The following is an 18071-nucleotide window of genomic DNA, read 5'->3' as shown; positions in this document are numbered from 1 at the left end:
TCAGCGGCGCGGGGTCAGTGTCAGCGGACCACACGGGGTCAGTGTCAGCGGACCACCAGGTCGTGGTCGGTGGCGCTGAGGGTGATTGCCGCAATGTGCCGCTCGCGCATCCAGTCCCGAACGAACGCGTCCAGGGCGGGATTCGATCCCCGGGCTGCGTACGCGTCTTCGGGGATCTCGATCGCCCCGACGAGGTGGCGTGGATTGTCGTCGAGGCCGGGTCCGCGGGGTGTCATCCGGAGCCCGTCGGCGGTGTGCAGAATGACCGGAATGTCAGTGCCGTCCGGTGCGGTCACCGTCGCGGTCCGGGTGGTGGCGACCGGGTCGAAGTGGTCCACGTCCAGTCGGTAACCGGACGGCTGGGCATGCTGGCCGATCGCATCCAGCAGGCGCGGGTCCAGCACCGTGTACGGAAATCCGATGTCGATCAAGGCCTGACCGTCGATGGCGCCGTCGCGGGCCGGCAGGGTCGTGGACAAGTGCCAGGGGGCGGCCGGGGCCAGGGTGTCGGTAGAGCGGTTGGTCGGCGCGTTTTCGATCGGCGAGCCGAGGAAGGCTGCATCGGTGGGTGTGAACTCCCACGCGTCGCCCACGAGATCCTTGTGCCAGAAACCGGATTCGGCATCGCGGCGGCCCTCCACCCGCAATTCGCGCCGATTCGGCCCGGGGCCGAGGGAGTGCACGCTGATCGCAGACGTGATCTCGCCGGGAATCTTGGGTTGGTACACCCAATCCGGGGCCGGCAGCTGGATCGCGGCGGTGCTGCGGTCGAGCGTCTCGACGACGAGGTTGGGTGCGCTCGGCTTGTCCGACTGGTCATCCCAGCTGTAGCGGAAAAAGATCGAGTCCGATCCCGACGAGTCGAAATCGAAGGTGCGGGTGTACATGTCGCCGTACTTGTTCATCACGAACGTGGTCGATCCGGCCGCAGACAGCGATTCGGCCTGGAACCGTCCGCCGAGCGGCCCGCCGATCTCGTAGCTGTCGTCGTTCGGCAGCCACGGGTCCGCGTAAGTGATGCGGCTGCCGTCCCCGGTCAATGCGGGGAGCATCGTCATCTTGCCGAATCCTACGAAGTGGATTCGTCCCCCGATGTCCGTGAACGTCTGGGTGTCCCACGGCGACGACACACTCAGTGCCCATCCATTCGGCCGATCACCTGGCAGTTGCCGGCCCGGGCCGGCCCACAGGGGTGCTCCCCACGCGGAGGTCCAGTTCCACACCAGCGGATGCTGGGACGCGTTGTCCATCGTGTAGATCCAGCCGTTGTCGTCGACTGCGACGAGTTCGTCGTCGTCGAGCGATATCCCGACCAGTCGGCCGCGCAGGCACTCTGGCATCGGTACGAAACGCCAGGGCTCGGCCGTCGGCGCACCGGCATCCCGTGGCCGGGTGAGCAGGTCGTGGCCTACGAGCGCGAAGTCCCAGAACCGATTGAATTGGGTGGTTGGCGTGCGAACTTCGACGGACACCGGGGCGGCGTCGCCGGTGAACGCCGGCAGGAGATCCAGCCCGGCGCGGCCACCCCCGGAGGGCACCCCAGGCGGCAGCTGCGCGGTCCCGAACGGTACACAGCCCGCCGGTGCGGTCGGCGCTGGCGTGGCCGCGGCGAGAGGGGTGGGCAACATCAGAGCTGCGGCGACGAGGATGCCGACGCGCAGCAAACGCGGTCGGAACGGGTGCAGGTTTTTACGGCTGGCGTCGTTCACTGTCCGAGTCTCGCACGATTCTGCGCGTCGACCGCGTTGATGGGCGATGTTCGGCGTTCGCGGCTCAGGATGCCGACCGTCAGGAGGAGCAGCGCCAGGATGTACGACGCCATGATCCAGATATCGGTGGGCTCGGGCTGCCACTTGTCTGCCTGACCGAGCAGAATGACGGCGTCCGAGAAGAGGAAGAGCGCGCCACCCGATCCGGCGATCTTGTTGTAAGCCAACGACGTTGCCGCAGTGCCGACCAGGATGGCAGCGTAGATCGGGACGGGAATCTGGAGATCGCCCAGGCCGGACCAGGTGTAGACGACAAGGACGACAGCCGCGGCTACGTAGGCGAGGAGAACCCACGGGTTCTTACGGATCCCGTGCAATGCACCGCGGGAGATGAAGAATCGGATGAAGCAGAGGTGGCCGATCGCGAAGGCTGCCATCCCGACGATGAAGGTGGCGTCCCAGAGGAGAAACAGATCACCGAAGGCGCACGCGACCAGAGCAGCGGCAACGATCTTCGGTCCGTGGTCCGCGAGAACCCAGGCGGCCAGGAGGGGAGCGAGCATTACTTTGGTGATGCCGTCCCACGGCGCCACGTCAGCGCCGTTGAGGATGAGGTGCGCGGCGGCAACAATCGCGAAGGCGATGAACCACGGATTCCGCACGATGAGTTTCTCCACTGTCATCGATCCACCGTATCGGGAGTTAACGGACGAACTCCGCTGCACGCTCGGCAAGGTCGAGTGCCGGCTGCGGCAAGACTCCGAGAATCAGGGTGACTCCGGCGCCGAGGCCGATGACACTGCTGGTGAGCGCACTCGGAACAACGACGGTGGGGGCGTCGTCAACAGGATCGGTGAAGAACATCAACACGATGACCCGCACGTAGAAGTACGCCGCAATTGCGCTGCACAGAACACCCACAATCACGAGCGGGGCGGCGCCGCCCTCCGCGGCGGCTTGGAACACCGCGAACTTGCCGATGAAACCACTGGTCAAGGGAATCCCGGCAAAGGCCAGAAGGAACAGGGCGAACACCACGCCGATCAGCGGGGAGCGTCGACCCAATCCTGCCCAGCGATTCAATGTGGCAACTTCGCCGTCAGCGTCACGCACCAGAGTGACAACGGCAAACGCGCCCAGGGTACTGAATCCGTAGGCAAGGAGGTAGAACATCGTCGCGGACAGACCCGCATCCGAGTCGGCGACCACTCCCGTCAGGATGAAACCGGTGTGCGCAATAGCCGAGTACGCCAGCATTCGTTTCATGTCGGTCTGCGTCAGAGCGACAACCGATCCGACAACCATCGTTGCGATCGCAACGCCCCACATCAGTGGACGCCAATTCACGTACTCGTTGGGCAGCGCTACGTAGAAGACTCGCAGAATCGCCCCGAAGCCGGCGATTTTGGTGGCGGTTGCCATGAAACTGGTGATGGGGGTGGGTGCACCCTGATACACGTCGGGAATCCACGAATGGAAGGGCACCGCACCGACTTTGAACAACAGACCCACCGCGAGCAGTGCGGTGCCGAGCCACAGGAAGGAATCGTTCTCCGTTCCGATCCGTGCCGCGTCCGCGATACCGGAGAGTGTGACCGTACCGGCATAGCCGTAGAGCAGTGCAATACCGAAGATGAAGAACGCCGACGAAAAGGCGCCGAGCAGAAAGTACTTCATTGCGGCTTCCTGCGACAGGAGACGGCGTCGTCGCGCCAATCCACACAGCAAGTACAACGGAAGCGAGAAGACCTCGAGCGCAACAAACATCGTGAGGAGGTCGTTGGAAGCGGGGAAGAGGAGCATTCCGCCCACCGCAAACAGGGTGAGTGGGAACACTTCTGTCTGTGCAACACCGGCTTTGGTTGCTTCTTGTTCGGCAACGCTGCCGGGAACGCTCGACGCTTGAGGCGTGAAACTCCCCAGTGCGTCGTCGTGATTCTCCGCTGGCACGGTATCGCCTGATCCGCGTTCGCCGATCAGCAACACTGCCGGAATCGCAACGAGCAGAATCGTGCCCTGCAGAAACAGTGTGGGACCGTCGACGGCGACAGATCCCGCCATGGCCAGCGATCGGGTGCCCGCGAGCGCGATGACAGCCACAAATGCTGCAGCCAATCCGCCGATACCGAGAACCAATTGGACGGGGTAGCGCACCGCGCGAGGTGCAAAGGCTTCGACCAACACTCCGACCACCGCAACCCCGAACACGATCAGCATCGGTGAGAGCAAGCCGTATTCGACACTTGTGGAATGGGTTGCCGGCTCCGCTAGGAGAGTCAATCCGTCGAAGGAACTCATGGGTGGGCACCTTCCTCGGCGTGGGGATCGGCGATCACGGGTGTGGGCACTTCATCGACAACGGTGTGGTTGACCGCCGGTGTGATGATGTCGAGAGCAGGTTTGGGGTAGATTCCCAGAAAGAGCAGGAGCGCAATCAACGGCGCCACCACGACAAGTTCACGGCGCACCAAATCCCGGATCTTGTCGGAGCCTTCCTTCTCGGGACCACCCATCACCCGTTGGTAGAGCCACAGGATGTAGATCGCGGACAGGACCAGTGCACTTGTCGCGACAATGGCAGCGACGTGATAGCGCGTGTACGTGCCGATCAGGACCAGGAATTCGCTGATGAACGGCGCCAGGCCGGGAAGCGAGAGAGTGGCTAGCCCGGCAATCAGGAAGGTGCCGGCCAGAACGGGCGCAACTTTCTGCACACCGCCGTACGCCGCGATGGCCCGTGTACCACGCTGCGAGACAAGGAAACCCGCGATCAGGAACAGGGCAGCCGTCGAGATTCCGTGGTTGACCATGTACAGAGCGGACCCGGCCTGGCTCTGACTGGTCATCGCGAAGATCCCGAGAATGATGAATCCGAAGTGCGAAATCGACGTGTAGGCGATCAGGCGCATGATGTCGGTCTGCCCGATCGCGAGAATCGCGCCGTAGACGATGCCGATCACGGCGAGCGTGATGATCCACGGTGCAAACGTCGCCGACGACTCCGGAAACAGTTGCAGGCAGTAGCGAATCATCGCGAAGGTGCCCACCTTGTCGACGACGGCCATCATCAGAACAGCCGTCGACGGTGTGGACTCCACCGCCGAATCAGGCAGCCAGCTGTGCAACGGCCACAGCGGTGCCTTGACGGCAAACGCGAACATGAAGCCCAGGAACAACGCGTTGAGGACGCCGGGTCCGACCCCCAGGTCACCGTTCGCGGCTGCGGCGGCGATGGCTTGGAAGTCGAAAGTTCCTGAGGTGAAGGGACTTTCCGCACGAGCGGTCACAACGTAGAGGCCAACGACCGCTGCCAGCATGACCAACCCGCCGAGCAGGTTGTACAGCAGAAATTTGACGGCTGCGCGCGAGCGGTTGGCGCCACCGAAACCGCCGATCAGGAAGTACATCGGTATCAGCATCGCCTCGAAGAAAATGTAGAAGAGCAGAACGTCGAGCGCGCTGAACGAGAGCAGCACCATCGACTCGACTACGAGGATCAACGCAAAGTACGTGTGTGGCAGGCGTCGTGGTGGCTCGTCCGAGGTCTCTGGGGTCTCCAGGGTCTCTGGGTTCTCCGACGGCACCGCGGGGACGTCGTTCCATCCGGCAATCAGCAGCAGCGGCACCAGAACGGCCGTCAATAGAACGAGAACCAGCGCAATGCCGTCAAGCCCCAGGCTGTAGCTGGCCCCGAATGCGGGTATCCAACTGTGCCTTTCGACGAATTGGAACTGCTGCCCGCCGCGGTCGAACGTGATGCCGAGAACTACAGCGATCACGAGGACACCCAACGACACTGCAAGCGCAACGGATTTGGCGACGTGAGACATCCGGGCCGGAAGCGCGACCACCACGGCGGCGCCAACCAGGGGGAGTAGCCACAGGATCGTCAGAGCGGGGAAACCGGTGTTTGCCATGGTTTCGTTCACCAGATTTTCGGTCACCACAGTGTCACCGCCATCATCGTCGCGACCACCAGCGCTGCACCCACGAACATCACCAGGGCGTAGGAGCGTACAAAGCCTGTCTGCAGCTTGCGCACCAGGGCCGAGATTCCGCTGACCGCCCCGGCGAAGCCGTTGACCGCGCCGTCGATGCCTTTGGTGTCGACTACCTCCAGAGTCTCGGTGAGTTGCTGTCCGGGCCTCATTAACACCGCTTCGTTGAATGCGTCGCCGTACAGATCACGACGGGCCGCGGTGGTCAGCGCAGATACGGTTGTCGGCGCCTCCACCGGTATCTCCCGAGTTGCATACTCGCGATAGGCAACTCCGACGCCCAGTGCGACCACAACCAGGGCCATCAGGGTGATGCTCCACGCGGGTATCGGCGGCTCCACGTGATGGGCCCCGACAACGGGTTCGAGCCAGTTCTGCAAGCTGGAGCCGATCGTCAGGAGCATGCCGGCGCCGACGGATCCCACCGCGAGCACAATCATCGGAGACGTCATCACCGAAGGGGATTCGTGTGGATTCTGGTTGTCCCACCGAGGTTTACCGAAGAACGTCATGAGCATCACGCGGGTCATGTAGAACGCGGTGAGCGCGGCGCCCAGCAACGTGACCACGCCGAGGACTATGCCCTTGACCCCGCCCTCGCCGATGGCAACCTCGATGATCTTGTCCTTGGAGAAGAAGCCCGCGAACGGCGGAACACCGATGATGGCAAGGTAGCCGAGTCCGAAGGTGACAAACGTCAACGGCATGAATGCGCGCAGTCCGCCGTAGCGTCGCATGTCGGTTTCGTCGTTCATTGCGTGCATCACCGAACCGGCGCCGAGGAAGAGGCCGGCCTTGAAGAATCCGTGGGTGATGAGATGCAGGATCGCAAACGCGTATCCGGCGGGTCCCAAACCGGCTGCGAGAACCATGTATCCGATCTGACTCATGGTCGACGCGGCGAGGGCTTTCTTGATGTCGTCCTTCGCGCAACCGATGATCGCGCCGAACAGGAGCGTGACCGCGCCGACAATCACCACCACCGTCTGGGCGTCGGGTGCCAGGTCGAAGATCGGATTGGAACGCACGATCAGGTATACACCCGCGGTGACCATGGTTGCCGCGTGAATCAGCGCCGACACCGGTGTGGGGCCTTCCATTGCGTCGCCCAGCCAGGACTGCAACGGCACCTGAGCGGACTTCGCGCACGCCGCGAGCAACAGCATGAGGCCGATCGCCGTCAGAACTCCTTCACTTGCCCCCGAAGCGTTGCCGAAAACCGTGGTGAACGAGAGGGATCCGAAAGTGTTGAACATCAACATCATTGCGATCATCAGGCCGATATCGCCGACTCGGTTGACCACAAACGCTTTTTTGGCCGCGGTTGCTGCTGTCGGCTTGTGCTGCCAAAAACCGATGAGCAGGTACGACGCCAATCCGACGCCTTCCCAGCCGACGTACAGGCCGAGGAAATTGTCGGCCAGGACCAGGAGCAGCATCGCCGCCAGGAACAGGTTGAGGTAGGCAAAGAACTTGCGGCGCTCGGGGTCGTGATCCATGTACCCGACCGAGTAGATGTGGATCAGCGAGCCCACGCCGGTGATGAGGAGAACAAAGCACATGGAGAGTTGGTCCAGTTCAAGGCCGAACTGGACCTGCAGACTGTCAACGGGTACCCAGCTGAACAGGTGATCGTTGATGCTCCGATCAGCGGTGTCGCGGCCGAGCATGCTGATGAAGAACACCACTCCGACGGCAAACGACGCCAGCGCCATGACACACGCGAACAGATGCCCCCACGCGTTGGTGCGACGACCGGCAACGAGTAGGACGGCAGCGCCGCACAGCGGCAGTGCAGGCAGTAACCAGATGGCGGACGTGATTCCTCCTGACATATCAGTACTTCAGCAGGTCTACGTCGTCGACGGATACAGAACGCCGAGATCGGAAGATAATCATGATGATTGCCAGGCCCACAACCACTTCCGCAGCGGCGACAACCATCGTGAAGAAGGCAAAGATCTGGCCGTCGAGGTTGCCGTGCATCCGCGCGAACGTGACAAACGCGAGGTTGGCGGCGTTGAGCATCAGCTCGATGCACATGAACACGACAATGGCGTTGCGTCGTAGGAGAACTCCGGCCGCGCCGATAGTGAACAGCAGAACCGACAGATACAGATAGTTCTCGGGATTCATCGATTGTTCTCCTCTCTGCTTGCCTGATCCTGTGCGCGCGGCGTGAGGGCGCTCGAGACCGAGATGTCCGACGGCGAACCGTCGGGAAGCCGCGCCGGTATGTCGACAGCGTTGTTCCGGGCGTAGACGCCGGGACTGGGCAGTGGTGTGGCCGAGCCTTTTTCGGGATTGTGCTCGTCGCTGCCCAAATACTTGAAACGCTGTTGTGAGAGTTCGCGTTGACTCATCGACGCCGCGATCTTCTCCCGATGTGCCAGCATCATCGCGCCCAGTGTGGCCGTGATCAGCAGCGCGCCGGTCAACTCGAAAGCCCAGACGTAGCGAATGAAGATCAGATCCGCGAGCGCATCGATGTTGCCCTGCTCCAGGTTGGTGAACCCGGTGAATCCCGAGATCGACGCGTTGCCTAGTCCGCCGATCAACAGCAGACCGAAACCGAGACCGATCACTATTGCGCTGACACGTTGCCCCCGCAAGGTTTCGACCAGTGAGTCCGAGGAGTCCACGCCGACCAGCATCAGGACGAACAGGAACAGCATCATCACCGCACCCGTGTACACGACAACCTGGACAACTCCGAGGAACAAGGCGCCTTGAACTATGTAGAACACGGCCAGGATGATCATCGTCATCGCCAGGAACAGCGCTGAATACACAGCTTTCGGGGCCGCAACAACTCCGAGCGCGCTGATCACGGCGAGAGTGCCGAGAATCCAGAACTGCACGGCCTCACCCGTCGACGTCGACGTCAGTGTCTCCTGTGCGAGAACCGTCAGTGTTCCTTGTGCAACAACGTCAGTGGCCAGCGCGCCGATCATTGTTCCGGCTCCTGGCCGGCCGCTGTGATATCGCCGCGGTAGTAGTTGTCCTGGGTGGTTCCCGGGCGCAACGAGTGCGGGGGCGCATCCATGTCGGACTGCAGGGGGGCGAGCAATCGGTCCTTCTCGTAGATCAAACCGGAGCGATTGTCATCTGCCATCTCGTATTCGTTGGTCATGGTCAGCGCGCGGGTAGGGCATGCCTCCACGCACAGACCGCAACCGATGCACCGTAAGTAGTTGATCTGGTACACCCGGCCGTACCGTTCACCGGGGGAATAGCGCTCGTCTTCGGTGTTGTCCGCGCCTTCGACGTAGATCGCATCGGCGGGGCACGCCCACGCGCAGAGTTCGCAACCGATGCATTTCTCGAGTCCGTCGGCATACCGGTTGAGTTGGTGGCGACCGTGATAACCAGGCGCAGTCGGCCGCTTCTCTTCCGGGTAGAACTCGGTTTCCGGCTTCTTGAACATTGTCGAGAGCGTCACGCCGAATCCGGCAAGGGGTCCGAGGAATTCAGGCATGGGAGTCCTCCGATGTTTCGGTGGGTACAACTGTTTCAGTGGATGCATCCCGGGTTCGGCTGAATGCGGAAACCGTTTGCCCGGGCATCGGCGGAACGGGGAAGCCGCCGGCCATAGGGTCGAAAGGTGCGGGTTCGAAATGTGCGGGCGTTGCAGGTGGTTGCTCGAGGTCACGTCGACGGCCCCGGTAGAGACCGCCCAATGCAACAAGAAGCACGCCGGCCAGAACCACGCCGACGCACAGCAGCACCAGCCAAGTGTTGTAACCCGCGTTGCGGAAGGCGCGGACCGAGGCGATTGCCATGACCCACACCAAGGCTGCCGGAATGAGGATCTTCCATCCCAGATTCATGAACTGGTCGTAGCGCAACCTGGGAAGTGTGCTGCGGAGCCAGATGAAGACGAAGAGGAAGAACCAGACCTTGGCAACGAACCACAGCACCGGCCACCACCCCGAATTTGCGCCGTCCCAGAGATTGAACGGGAACGGTGCGTGCCAGCCACCGAGGAAAAGCGTGGTGGCGAGGGCCGAGACCGTCACCATGTTCACGTATTCCGCGAGCATGAACATCGCGAATTTGAGTGACGAGTACTCGGTGTGGAATCCGCCCACCAGTTCGCCTTCGGCTTCGGGCAGATCGAACGGTGCACGGTTGGTTTCACCGACCATGGCAACCACGTAGATGAGGAACGAGGGCAGGAGCAGGAAGACGTACCAGGATCCTTCCTGGGCGCTGACGATTCCGGACGTGGACATGGTTCCGGCGTAAAGGAATACAGCGGCAAACGACAAGCCCATCGCCACTTCGTACGAAATGACCTGCGCCGTCGATCGAAGAGCGCCGAGCAGCGGATAGGTCGATCCGGACGACCACCCGGCAAGAACAATTCCGTACACCCCCACGGAGGTGACGGCGAGGATGTACAGAACGCCGACGGGAAGGTCCGTGAGTTGCAGCGGCGACCACGTTCCGAAGATCGACACTTCGGGGCCGAACGGGACGACCGCAAACGCCATGAACGCGGGAACGACGGCGATAATCGGAGCCAGCATGTAAATCGGTTTGTCGACGCCGGACGGTGTGATGCCTTCCTTCAGAGCCAGTTTCACGCCGTCGGCCAGGCTCTGCAGCAATCCACGCGGTCCCACCCGGTTGGGGCCGACACGCATCTGCATTCGGGCCATGACCTTGCGCTCGACATAGATCGCGATCAGCGTCGTGAGCAACAGGAACACGAAAATCACCAAGGCTTTGGCGATCACCAGCCACAGCGGATCGTGCCCGAACGCCGAAAGGTCCACGGGTTCAGCGATATGCGTGACGGTGCTCATTGCGGTACCTGATTCGAGATCGTGACTGTGTCACCCGGAGATACTCCCAGCGTTCGGTTGACCTCGCTGCCGGTCGAATTGAGGGGGAGCCAGACAACCCGCGGCGGAAGATCTGCAATGACCAGCGGCAACGTGATCGTTCCACGATCCGAGCTGACCGATACCGGTTGGCCGTCCGATGCTCCGATTTCCCCGGCGGTATCCGCGCACAGTCGCACAACAGGTGGGTGGGCTGTTCCCGCCAGGTTGGGATCACCGTCCTGAAGTCGCCCTCGGTCGAGGAGCAGGTGCCAACTCGCCAGGACGGCTTGACCGGGTTGCGGTTCGGGACGGACCGGCGCGGGCGAGTGAGGTGCGGGAACCCGCTTGCCCGACCATGTTCCGAGCGCCCGGATCTCGGCCCGCGCGGCATCGGCGTCGGGAAGTCCGAGATCGATACCCATCTCCGCTGCAATCGCCTGGAGAACGCGCTGATCGGGCATCACACCGGTAGTGCGCAGTGCGGTCTCGAAAGGACGTTCGCGGCTCTCCCAATTGACAAACGTGCCCGGTTTCTCGGCGACGGGCGAGACCGGGAACACCACGTCGGCCAGTTCGGTGACGCTGCTGTGCCGAATCTCGAGACTGACGACAAAGCCTGCGGAGTGGACGGCGCTGCGGGCCGCGTCGGGGTCCGGCATGTCGGCAAGATCAACCCCACCGACCAGCAGAGCGCTCAGCGGCGAGTCCGATCCCAACATCTGTTGTGCACTCAGACCATGCTCGGTCGGAAGTTCCGCCGACCAGATCGAGGAAATATCCTCTCGTGCAGCAGGATCGGATGTCGGTCTGCCACCGGGAAGTAGTCCTGGCGCAGCGCCGGCTTCGACGGCGGCTCGATCTCCGGCGCGACGCGGAATCCACGCGAGCCGGGCGCCGGTGATGTCAGCCAATTGCAGTGCTGCCGACAGTCCGCCGTCGATTGCGCCCAGTCTTTCGCCGACCAGAATGATTGCGCCGGGTTGTCGTAGAAGCCGGCCGACCTCGCTGGTGGGATCAGCCAGTGAATCCAGAAGGGTGGGCTCGTCACCCGGTGCCGCGCGCAGCAGTGTGCCTGCCATTTTCTCCAGACCGCGGGTGGTAAACGGAGCGAGAGACAGAATCCGCGTCCGGTGCGTCCGCGCAGCCTTGCGAAGGCGGAGGAAGACGATGGGCGACTCTTCCTCCGGTTCAAGTGCCACGAGAAGGGTGACCGGCGCGGCCTCGAGGTCCGCGTGTGTGACAGATTCATCGAGTGATCGTCCGGCCACCTGAGCGCCGAGAAATGCGGACTCCTCCGCAGACTGTGCGCGAATCCGGAAGTCGATGTTGTTGGTATCCAGCGCGATACGCGCGAACTTACTGTAGGCGTACGAGTCTTCCAGCGTCGATCGTCCACCCACGAGGACACCCGCATCGCCGCGCGATTCGGCGAACTTTCGGGCCACCAGGTCGAGTGCGAATGGCCACGACGCGGGAACCAGTGCACCCTCACGGTCGCGAATCAGGGGAGTGGTGATGCGATCACGTTGCGTTGCATACGAGAAGGCGAATCGGCCCTTGTCGCAGTTCCACTCCTCGTTGACCTCCGGATCGTCCCCGGCGAGGCGCCGCAGCACCTTCCCGCGGCGATGATCGGTCCGCTGGGCGCATCCGTCGGCGCAGTGTTCGCAGACGCTCGGACTGGACACCAGATCGAAGGGACGAGCGCGGAAGCGATACGACGTGTTGGTGAGAGCGCCAACCGGGCAGACCTGAATGGTGTTTCCGGAGAAGTACGACTCGAAGGGTTCGTTGGCATAGATTCCGACCTGCTGCAAAGCGCCGCGCTCGAGGAGATCGATGAACGGGTCGCCGGCGATCTGCTGCGAAAACCGGGTGCACCGCGCGCACAGAACACACCGCTCCCGATCGAGCAGAACTTCGGACGAGAGGGGAATCGGCTTCGGGTACGTCCGCTTCTCCTCGCCGAACCGTGATTCCGTCCGGCCCGTCGACATCGCCTGATTTTGCAGCGGACACTCTCCGCCTTTGTCGCATACCGGGCAGTCGAGAGGGTGATTGATGAGGAGTAGTTCCATTACTCCACGCTGAGCCTTCTCGGCAACGGGCGAGGTGAGTTGGGTGTTGACCACCATTCCATCCGCGACCGTCGTGGTGCAGGATGCAAGCGGCTTGCGCTGGCCCTCGACCTCGACGATGCATTGGCGGCAGGCACCCACCGGATCGAGTAGGGGATGATCGCAGAATCGGGGAATGACGGTACCGATCATCTCGGCGGCGCGAATGATCAATGTGCCCTTGGGAACTTGAACGGTGGTGCCGTCGATGGTGAGGGTGACGAGGTCTGATGGCACCACGTCGCCGGTTTCCACATCAGCCGCTGCAGTCATGAGGTATACGCTCCTGTCGCCAGAACAGACCGCGCGGGATCGAACGGGCAGCCATCTTGATCGAAATGCTGCAGGTACTCGTCGCGGAAGTACTTCAGCGACGACATGATCGGGCTGGTCGCACCGTCACCCAAGGCACAGAAGGACTTTCCGAGAATGGTGTCGGAGATGTCGAGCAGTTTCGTCAGGTCGGATTCTGTGCCGCCACCACTTTCGAGGCGACGCAGAATCTGTACGAGCCAGTACGTGCCTTCGCGACAAGGCGTGCATTTTCCGCATGATTCGTGGGCGTAGAACTCTGTCCACCGCAGCACCGCCCGGACAACGCACGTGGTGTCGTCGAAGATCTGCAGAGCCTTGGTTCCCAGCATCGATCCGGCGGCGCCGACACCCTCGTAATCCAGTGGCACGTCCAGGTGTTCATCGGTGAAGATCGGTGTCGACGAACCGCCGGGAGTCCAGAACTTGAGAGTGTGGCCTTCCCGGACGCCGCCCGCGTAACCGAGCAGCTCGCGCAACGTGATGCCGAGAGGTGCCTCGTACTGCCCGGGAGTTGTCACATGGCCGGACAACGAGTACAGCGTGAATCCGGGCGATTTTTCCGTGCCCATCGACTTGAACCATTCAGGGCCGCCCCGGATGATGGCCGGGACGCTCGCGATGGATTCGACGTTGTTGACCACTGTCGGACACGCATACAGGCCCGCCACCGCCGGAAACGGTGGACGCAATCGCGGTTGCCCGCGGCGGCCTTCCAGCGAATCGAGCAACGCGGTTTCTTCACCACAGATGTACGCACCCGCGCCCGCGTGCACCACCAGATCGAGATCGAAACCGCTGCCCTGGATATCGCGCCCCAGGTAACCGGCCGCGTAGGCCTCCGACACGGCAGTCTGTAGGCGTCGTAGTACCGGGACAACCTCGCCGCGCACGTAGATGAACGCCTTGGCCGCGCGAATTGCGTACGCCGCAATGATGACTCCCTCGACCAAGGTGTGGGGAGTTGCCATCATCAACGGCATGTCCTTGCACGTACCCGGTTCGGACTCGTCGGCATTGACCACGAGGTAGTGCGGCTTGTTGTCGCCCTGCGGAATGAAACTCCACTTCAAACCGGTAGGGAATCCGGCGCCACCACGGCCACGGAGGCCCGCGTCCTTGACGGTTGCGATCACGTCGTCGGCGGTGCCCGCGAGTGCCTTGCACAACCCCTGATAACCGTCGTGCCGCAGATAGGCGTCGAGAGTCCACGAATTGGGTTCGTCCCAGTACCGACTCAGTACAGGCGCAAGTGCCATGTCATTTCCCTTCGCCGGAGCTGGGATTGCCGGTGGACTCCGCCGCAGCCACTTTCAGCCCTGCGACACTGGCGGCGCCACTGGTCTGAGCCTCGGCCGCTTCGACGCGAGAATCCGCGAAACCGGCCAGGGTGCGGGCAGTTTCGCGGAACGAACACAGCGTGGCACCGCGGCTGGGAGTGACAGGTTCGCCGCCACGGAGTGCATCGACCAACGTGCGTGCCGACTCCGGAGTCTGATTGTCGAAGAACTCCCAATTCACCATCACCACCGGTGCGTAGTCGCAGGCGGCATTGCACTCGATGTGTTCGAGAGTGACCTTGCCGTCCGACGTGGAGAGTGAATGTGACGCTTCGTCACGGGAGCCCGCCGATTCGAGGTGCTCCTCGAGAGCCTCGAAGATGGCATCGCCGCCCATGACCGCGCACAGAGTGTTGGTGCAGACGCCCACCAGATACTCACCGGTGGGTCCGCGCCGATACATGGAATAGAAGGTGGACACAGCCGCGACTTCGGCACCGGTCAACCCGAGTTTGCGTGAGCAGAAGTCGATTCCGGCCGGCGTGATGTAGCCGTCTTCGGATTGCACAAGATGCAGCAGCGGCAACAGAGCGGACCTGCTGGTAATGGTCCCTTGACCTGCCGAGTCGTCACGGTATCGCGCAACGACGGCCTCGGCGTCGGCGTCGAGTCGCGCCAGGACGTCGGCGGGGTAGCTGCTTCGAGCCCCTGGCCGCACCAACTGCGTCGGCTCATCGGGCCGTGGACCGAGTTCGAGGAAGACGCGGGTACCACCGTTCGTCGTGGAGTCTGTCATCGGTCCACTCCGCCCATGACTGGATCGATGCTGGCCACCGACGCGATCACATCGGACACCATGCCTCCCTCGCACATTGCCGCCACCGCTTGGAGATTCGTGAACGACGGATCCCGGAAATGGACCCGGTAAGGACGGGTGCCGCCGTCTGACACCATGTGGACGCCGAGTTCTCCGCGCGGTGACTCGACAGCGGTGTATACCTGTCCGGCCGGAACGCGGATACCCTCGGTCACCAACTTGAAGTGGTGGATGAGGCCTTCCATCGACGACTCCATGATCTTGCCGACGTGCTTCTGCGAATTGCCGAGCCCGTCCGCACCCACCTGGAGATCTGCCGGCCACGCAATCTTTCGGTCGTCGACCATGATCGGCCCCGGCGCCAGCTTGTCGAGGCATTGTTCGACAATCTTCAAGGACTCCTTCATCTCCTCCACCCGAATGAAGTACCTTCCGTAACAATCGGACCCGGTATGCGTGATGACGTCGAACTCGTAGTTCTCGTAACCGCAGTACGGCTGCGCGCGACGTTGATCGTGGGGGAGCCCAGTAGCCCGAAGAACCGGACCGGTAATGCCGAGCGCCATGCATCCGGTGAGGTCCAGATACCCGATGCCGCTGGTGCGCGCTTTCCAGATCGTGTTGTCGGTGAGCATCAACTCCATGTCGCGCAAGCGATTCGGCAAAACCTTCAGCAGTTCGCGGATCTTCGGGATCGCACCGGCCGGGAGGTCCTGAGCCAGTCCACCCGGACGGATGAACGCATGATTCATCCGAAGTCCGGTGACGGTCTCGAAGACGTCGAGAATCAGTTCGCGCTCGCGGAACCCGAACAACATAGCGGTGACCGCGCCCAGCTCCATGCCGCCCGTAGCCAACGCAACAAGGTGCGAGGAGATCCGGTTGAGTTCCATCAACATCACGCGCACAACGGTGGCGCGTTCCGGTACGTCCTCGGTGATGCCGAGCAACTTCTCGACGCCCAGGCAGTATGCGGTTTCGTTGAAGAACGGCGACAGGTAATCCATGCGGGTCACAAAAGTGACGCCCTGAGTCCAGTTCCGGTATTCGAGGTTCTTCTCGATTCCGGTGTGCAGGTAACCGATTCCGCATCGCGCCTCGATGACAGTCTCACCCTCGATTTCGAGAATGAGACGGAGAACGCCGTGCGTTGACGGGTGCTGCGGACCCATGTTGACGACGATGCGTTCGGCACCGGCATCGGATCGACCCGCTGCCGCCGCGGCGACAATCTGGTCCCAGTCCTGCCCCGAGGCGGTGTAAACCGTCTCCTGCGATGGTGTGTCAGCCGTGTTGTTCATCAGATGTACGACCTGCGCTCGTCGGGTGGCGGGATATGTGCTCCCTTGTATTCGACAGGGATTCCGCCCAGTGGGTAGTCCTTGCGCTGGGGGTGGCCTCGCCAGTCGTCCGGCATCTCGATGCGAGTGAGCGACGGATGGCCGTCGAAGACGATGCCGAAGAAGTCGTAGGTTTCGCGCTCGTGCCAGTCGTTGGCCGGGTAGGTGCCCACCAGTGAGGGGATGTGCGGATCGGAATCCGGTACCGACACCTCCAATCGGAGGCGTCGATTGTGGGTGATCGACGAGAACGGATACACCGCGTGCAGTTCGCGACCGGCGTCCTCGGGGTAGTGAACGCCGTTGACGCCGAGACACAATTCGAACCGCAAGTCCGGTTCGTCGCGAAGACGGCGTGCCACCTGGGGCAGGTACGAGCGTTCGATGTGCAACGTCATCTCGTCGCGGAAGATCACCACCTTCTCGATCGCATCGTCGAAGGCAGTTCCGTTGTCCGACAGTGCGGCCGACAATCCGTCCGCGACCTCGTCGAAATATCGGCCGTACGGCCGTGTCGCAGCGTCCGGTGCAACGGCGGCGCGGGCCAACCGGTTGTATCCGGAGGTATCGCCGCTGCCACGGGCGCCGAACATTCCGCGGCGGTCGAAGGGCTCCCCGGTCATCGCAGCAGCCCTTTGATGTCGATCAGGGGAGTGGACGCCAGGGCGGCGCGCTCGGCGGCAGCGCGCGCTTCTTCGCGGTTGACGCCCAGTGGCATGTCCTGAATCTTTTTGTGCAGTTCGATAATTGCGTTGAGCAGCATCTCCGGACGTGGCGGGCATCCAGGCAAGTAGATGTCGACCGGCACGATGTGATCGACGCCCTGGACTATCGCGTAGTTGTTGAACATTCCGCCTGACGACGCGCAGACACCCATGGAGAGCACCCATTTGGGTTCAGCCATCTGGTCGTACACCTGCCGCAGGACCGGCGCCATCTTCTGACTGACCCGGCCGGCGACGATCATCAGGTCTGCCTGCCGCGGCGACGCGCGGAACGCCTCCATGCCGAAGCGCGCCAAGTCGAATCGTCCGGATGTGGTCGACATCATCTCGATGGCACAACAGGCAAGTCCGAACGTTGCCGGCCACAGCGACCCTTTGCGAAAGTACCCGGCCAGACCCTCGACAGTTGTCAGGAGAAAACCGCTTGGAAGCTTTTCTTCAAGACCCATATTCGACTCGATTCGGTCGTAAGCGTTTTCGTCGTGCGAGAAATCAGGTCAATCCCAACTCAATCCGCCTCGTCTCCACTCGTAGGCGTACGCAACCGAGACATTGACGATGAACAAACCCATGGCTGCCAATCCGAACAAACCGAGCGAATCGAAATGGACTGCCCAGGGATAGAGGAAGACGATTTCGATATCGAAGATGATGAACAGCATGGCTGTCAGATAGAACTTGACGGGAAACCGCCCACCACCGGCGGCGCGGGGTGCCGGTTCGATTCCACACTCGTAGGCTTCGAGTTTCGCGCGGTTGTATCGGCGGGGTCCGACGACAGAGGCAAGGACGACGGACACCACGGCAAAGGCCATCGCGATGGCACCCAGAACGAGAATTGGCACATACGCGTTCATGTCCGCACCGAACCCCTCTCCGTTTAGCGTGACGCCGGTGAATGGCGCTGCCCCAGAAGACTCTGCTGTTCCTGCCAGATCGAT

Annotated in this window: 16 protein-coding genes; all 16 read right to left on the bottom strand. The window is 62.2% G+C overall.

Annotated elements, in window-relative coordinates; translation table 11 throughout:
* Positions 1 to 44: 44 nt before the first annotated feature.
* A complete protein-coding gene (locus ACFRFQ_RS20030; protein WP_378661599.1) occupies positions 45 to 1628 on the bottom strand; it encodes a hypothetical protein in 1584 nt (527 codons plus the stop codon).
* Between the two features lie 77 nt (positions 1629 to 1705).
* Entirely contained in the window at positions 1706 to 2392 is a 687-nt protein-coding gene (locus tag ACFRFQ_RS20025; RefSeq protein ID WP_378661235.1) for a lysoplasmalogenase, read from the bottom strand.
* A 19-nt stretch (positions 2393 to 2411) separates the two neighbouring features.
* Entirely contained in the window at positions 2412 to 4007 is a 1596-nt protein-coding gene (gene nuoN / locus ACFRFQ_RS20020) for an NADH-quinone oxidoreductase subunit NuoN (RefSeq protein WP_378661232.1), read from the bottom strand.
* Complete coding sequence (locus ACFRFQ_RS20015; RefSeq protein ID WP_378661596.1) at positions 4004 to 5626, bottom strand: NADH-quinone oxidoreductase subunit M; 1623 nt, start codon at positions 5624 to 5626, stop codon at positions 4004 to 4006. Before ACFRFQ_RS20015 ends, nuoN begins: the two co-directional genes overlap by 4 nt.
* 23 nt (positions 5627 to 5649) lie before the next feature.
* Positions 5650 to 7542, bottom strand: a complete 1893-nt coding sequence (gene nuoL, locus ACFRFQ_RS20010) for an NADH-quinone oxidoreductase subunit L (RefSeq protein ID WP_378661230.1) — start codon at positions 7540 to 7542, stop codon at positions 5650 to 5652.
* 1 nt (position 7543) lies between these two features.
* Complete coding sequence (gene nuoK, locus ACFRFQ_RS20005) at positions 7544 to 7843, bottom strand: NADH-quinone oxidoreductase subunit NuoK (protein WP_033234863.1); 300 nt, start codon at positions 7841 to 7843, stop codon at positions 7544 to 7546.
* Positions 7840 to 8661 (bottom strand): NADH-quinone oxidoreductase subunit J, encoded by an 822-nt coding sequence (locus tag ACFRFQ_RS20000; RefSeq protein ID WP_378661227.1) that lies wholly within the window; start codon positions 8659 to 8661, stop codon positions 7840 to 7842. The genes nuoK and ACFRFQ_RS20000 overlap by 4 nt, the downstream gene beginning before the upstream one ends.
* Positions 8658 to 9185: an NADH-quinone oxidoreductase subunit NuoI gene (gene nuoI / locus ACFRFQ_RS19995; protein WP_378661224.1), complete on the bottom strand. Its 528-nt coding sequence runs from the start codon at positions 9183 to 9185 to the stop codon at positions 8658 to 8660. Before nuoI ends, ACFRFQ_RS20000 begins: the two co-directional genes overlap by 4 nt.
* Positions 9178 to 10518: an NADH-quinone oxidoreductase subunit NuoH gene (gene nuoH, locus ACFRFQ_RS19990; protein WP_378661221.1), complete on the bottom strand. Its 1341-nt coding sequence runs from the start codon at positions 10516 to 10518 to the stop codon at positions 9178 to 9180. The genes nuoI and nuoH overlap by 8 nt, the downstream gene beginning before the upstream one ends.
* Complete coding sequence (locus ACFRFQ_RS19985; protein ID WP_378661218.1) at positions 10515 to 12929, bottom strand: NADH-quinone oxidoreductase subunit G; 2415 nt, start codon at positions 12927 to 12929, stop codon at positions 10515 to 10517. Before ACFRFQ_RS19985 ends, nuoH begins: the two co-directional genes overlap by 4 nt.
* A complete protein-coding gene (gene nuoF / locus ACFRFQ_RS19980) occupies positions 12926 to 14227 on the bottom strand; it encodes an NADH-quinone oxidoreductase subunit NuoF (RefSeq protein WP_378661216.1) in 1302 nt (433 codons plus the stop codon). The genes ACFRFQ_RS19985 and nuoF overlap by 4 nt, the downstream gene beginning before the upstream one ends.
* 1 nt (position 14228) lies before the next feature.
* Positions 14229 to 15044: an NADH-quinone oxidoreductase subunit NuoE gene (gene nuoE / locus ACFRFQ_RS19975; RefSeq protein WP_378661213.1), complete on the bottom strand. Its 816-nt coding sequence runs from the start codon at positions 15042 to 15044 to the stop codon at positions 14229 to 14231.
* Positions 15041 to 16366, bottom strand: a complete 1326-nt coding sequence (gene nuoD / locus ACFRFQ_RS19970) for an NADH dehydrogenase (quinone) subunit D (RefSeq protein ID WP_378661210.1) — start codon at positions 16364 to 16366, stop codon at positions 15041 to 15043. Before nuoD ends, nuoE begins: the two co-directional genes overlap by 4 nt.
* On the bottom strand, positions 16366 to 17028 hold the full coding sequence (locus ACFRFQ_RS19965; protein ID WP_378661207.1) for an NADH-quinone oxidoreductase subunit C: 663 nt from the start codon (positions 17026 to 17028) through the stop codon (positions 16366 to 16368). The genes nuoD and ACFRFQ_RS19965 overlap by 1 nt, the downstream gene beginning before the upstream one ends.
* Positions 17025 to 17579, bottom strand: coding sequence for an NADH-quinone oxidoreductase subunit B family protein (locus tag ACFRFQ_RS19960; RefSeq protein WP_033234854.1), 555 nt, complete (start codon positions 17577 to 17579; stop codon positions 17025 to 17027). Before ACFRFQ_RS19960 ends, ACFRFQ_RS19965 begins: the two co-directional genes overlap by 4 nt.
* Before the next feature lie 48 nt (positions 17580 to 17627).
* Positions 17628 to 17987 (bottom strand): NADH-quinone oxidoreductase subunit A, encoded by a 360-nt coding sequence (locus ACFRFQ_RS19955; protein WP_045067371.1) that lies wholly within the window; start codon positions 17985 to 17987, stop codon positions 17628 to 17630.
* Positions 17988 to 18071 lie beyond the last annotated feature (84 nt).

Origin of the sequence: Rhodococcus sp. NPDC056743 (assembly GCF_042790355.1) — a bacterium.
GTDB lineage: Bacteria > Actinomycetota > Actinomycetes > Mycobacteriales > Mycobacteriaceae > Rhodococcus_F.
The sequence above is the reverse complement of the archived record's forward strand: the minus strand, read 5'-3'. Positions and strand labels throughout refer to the sequence as shown.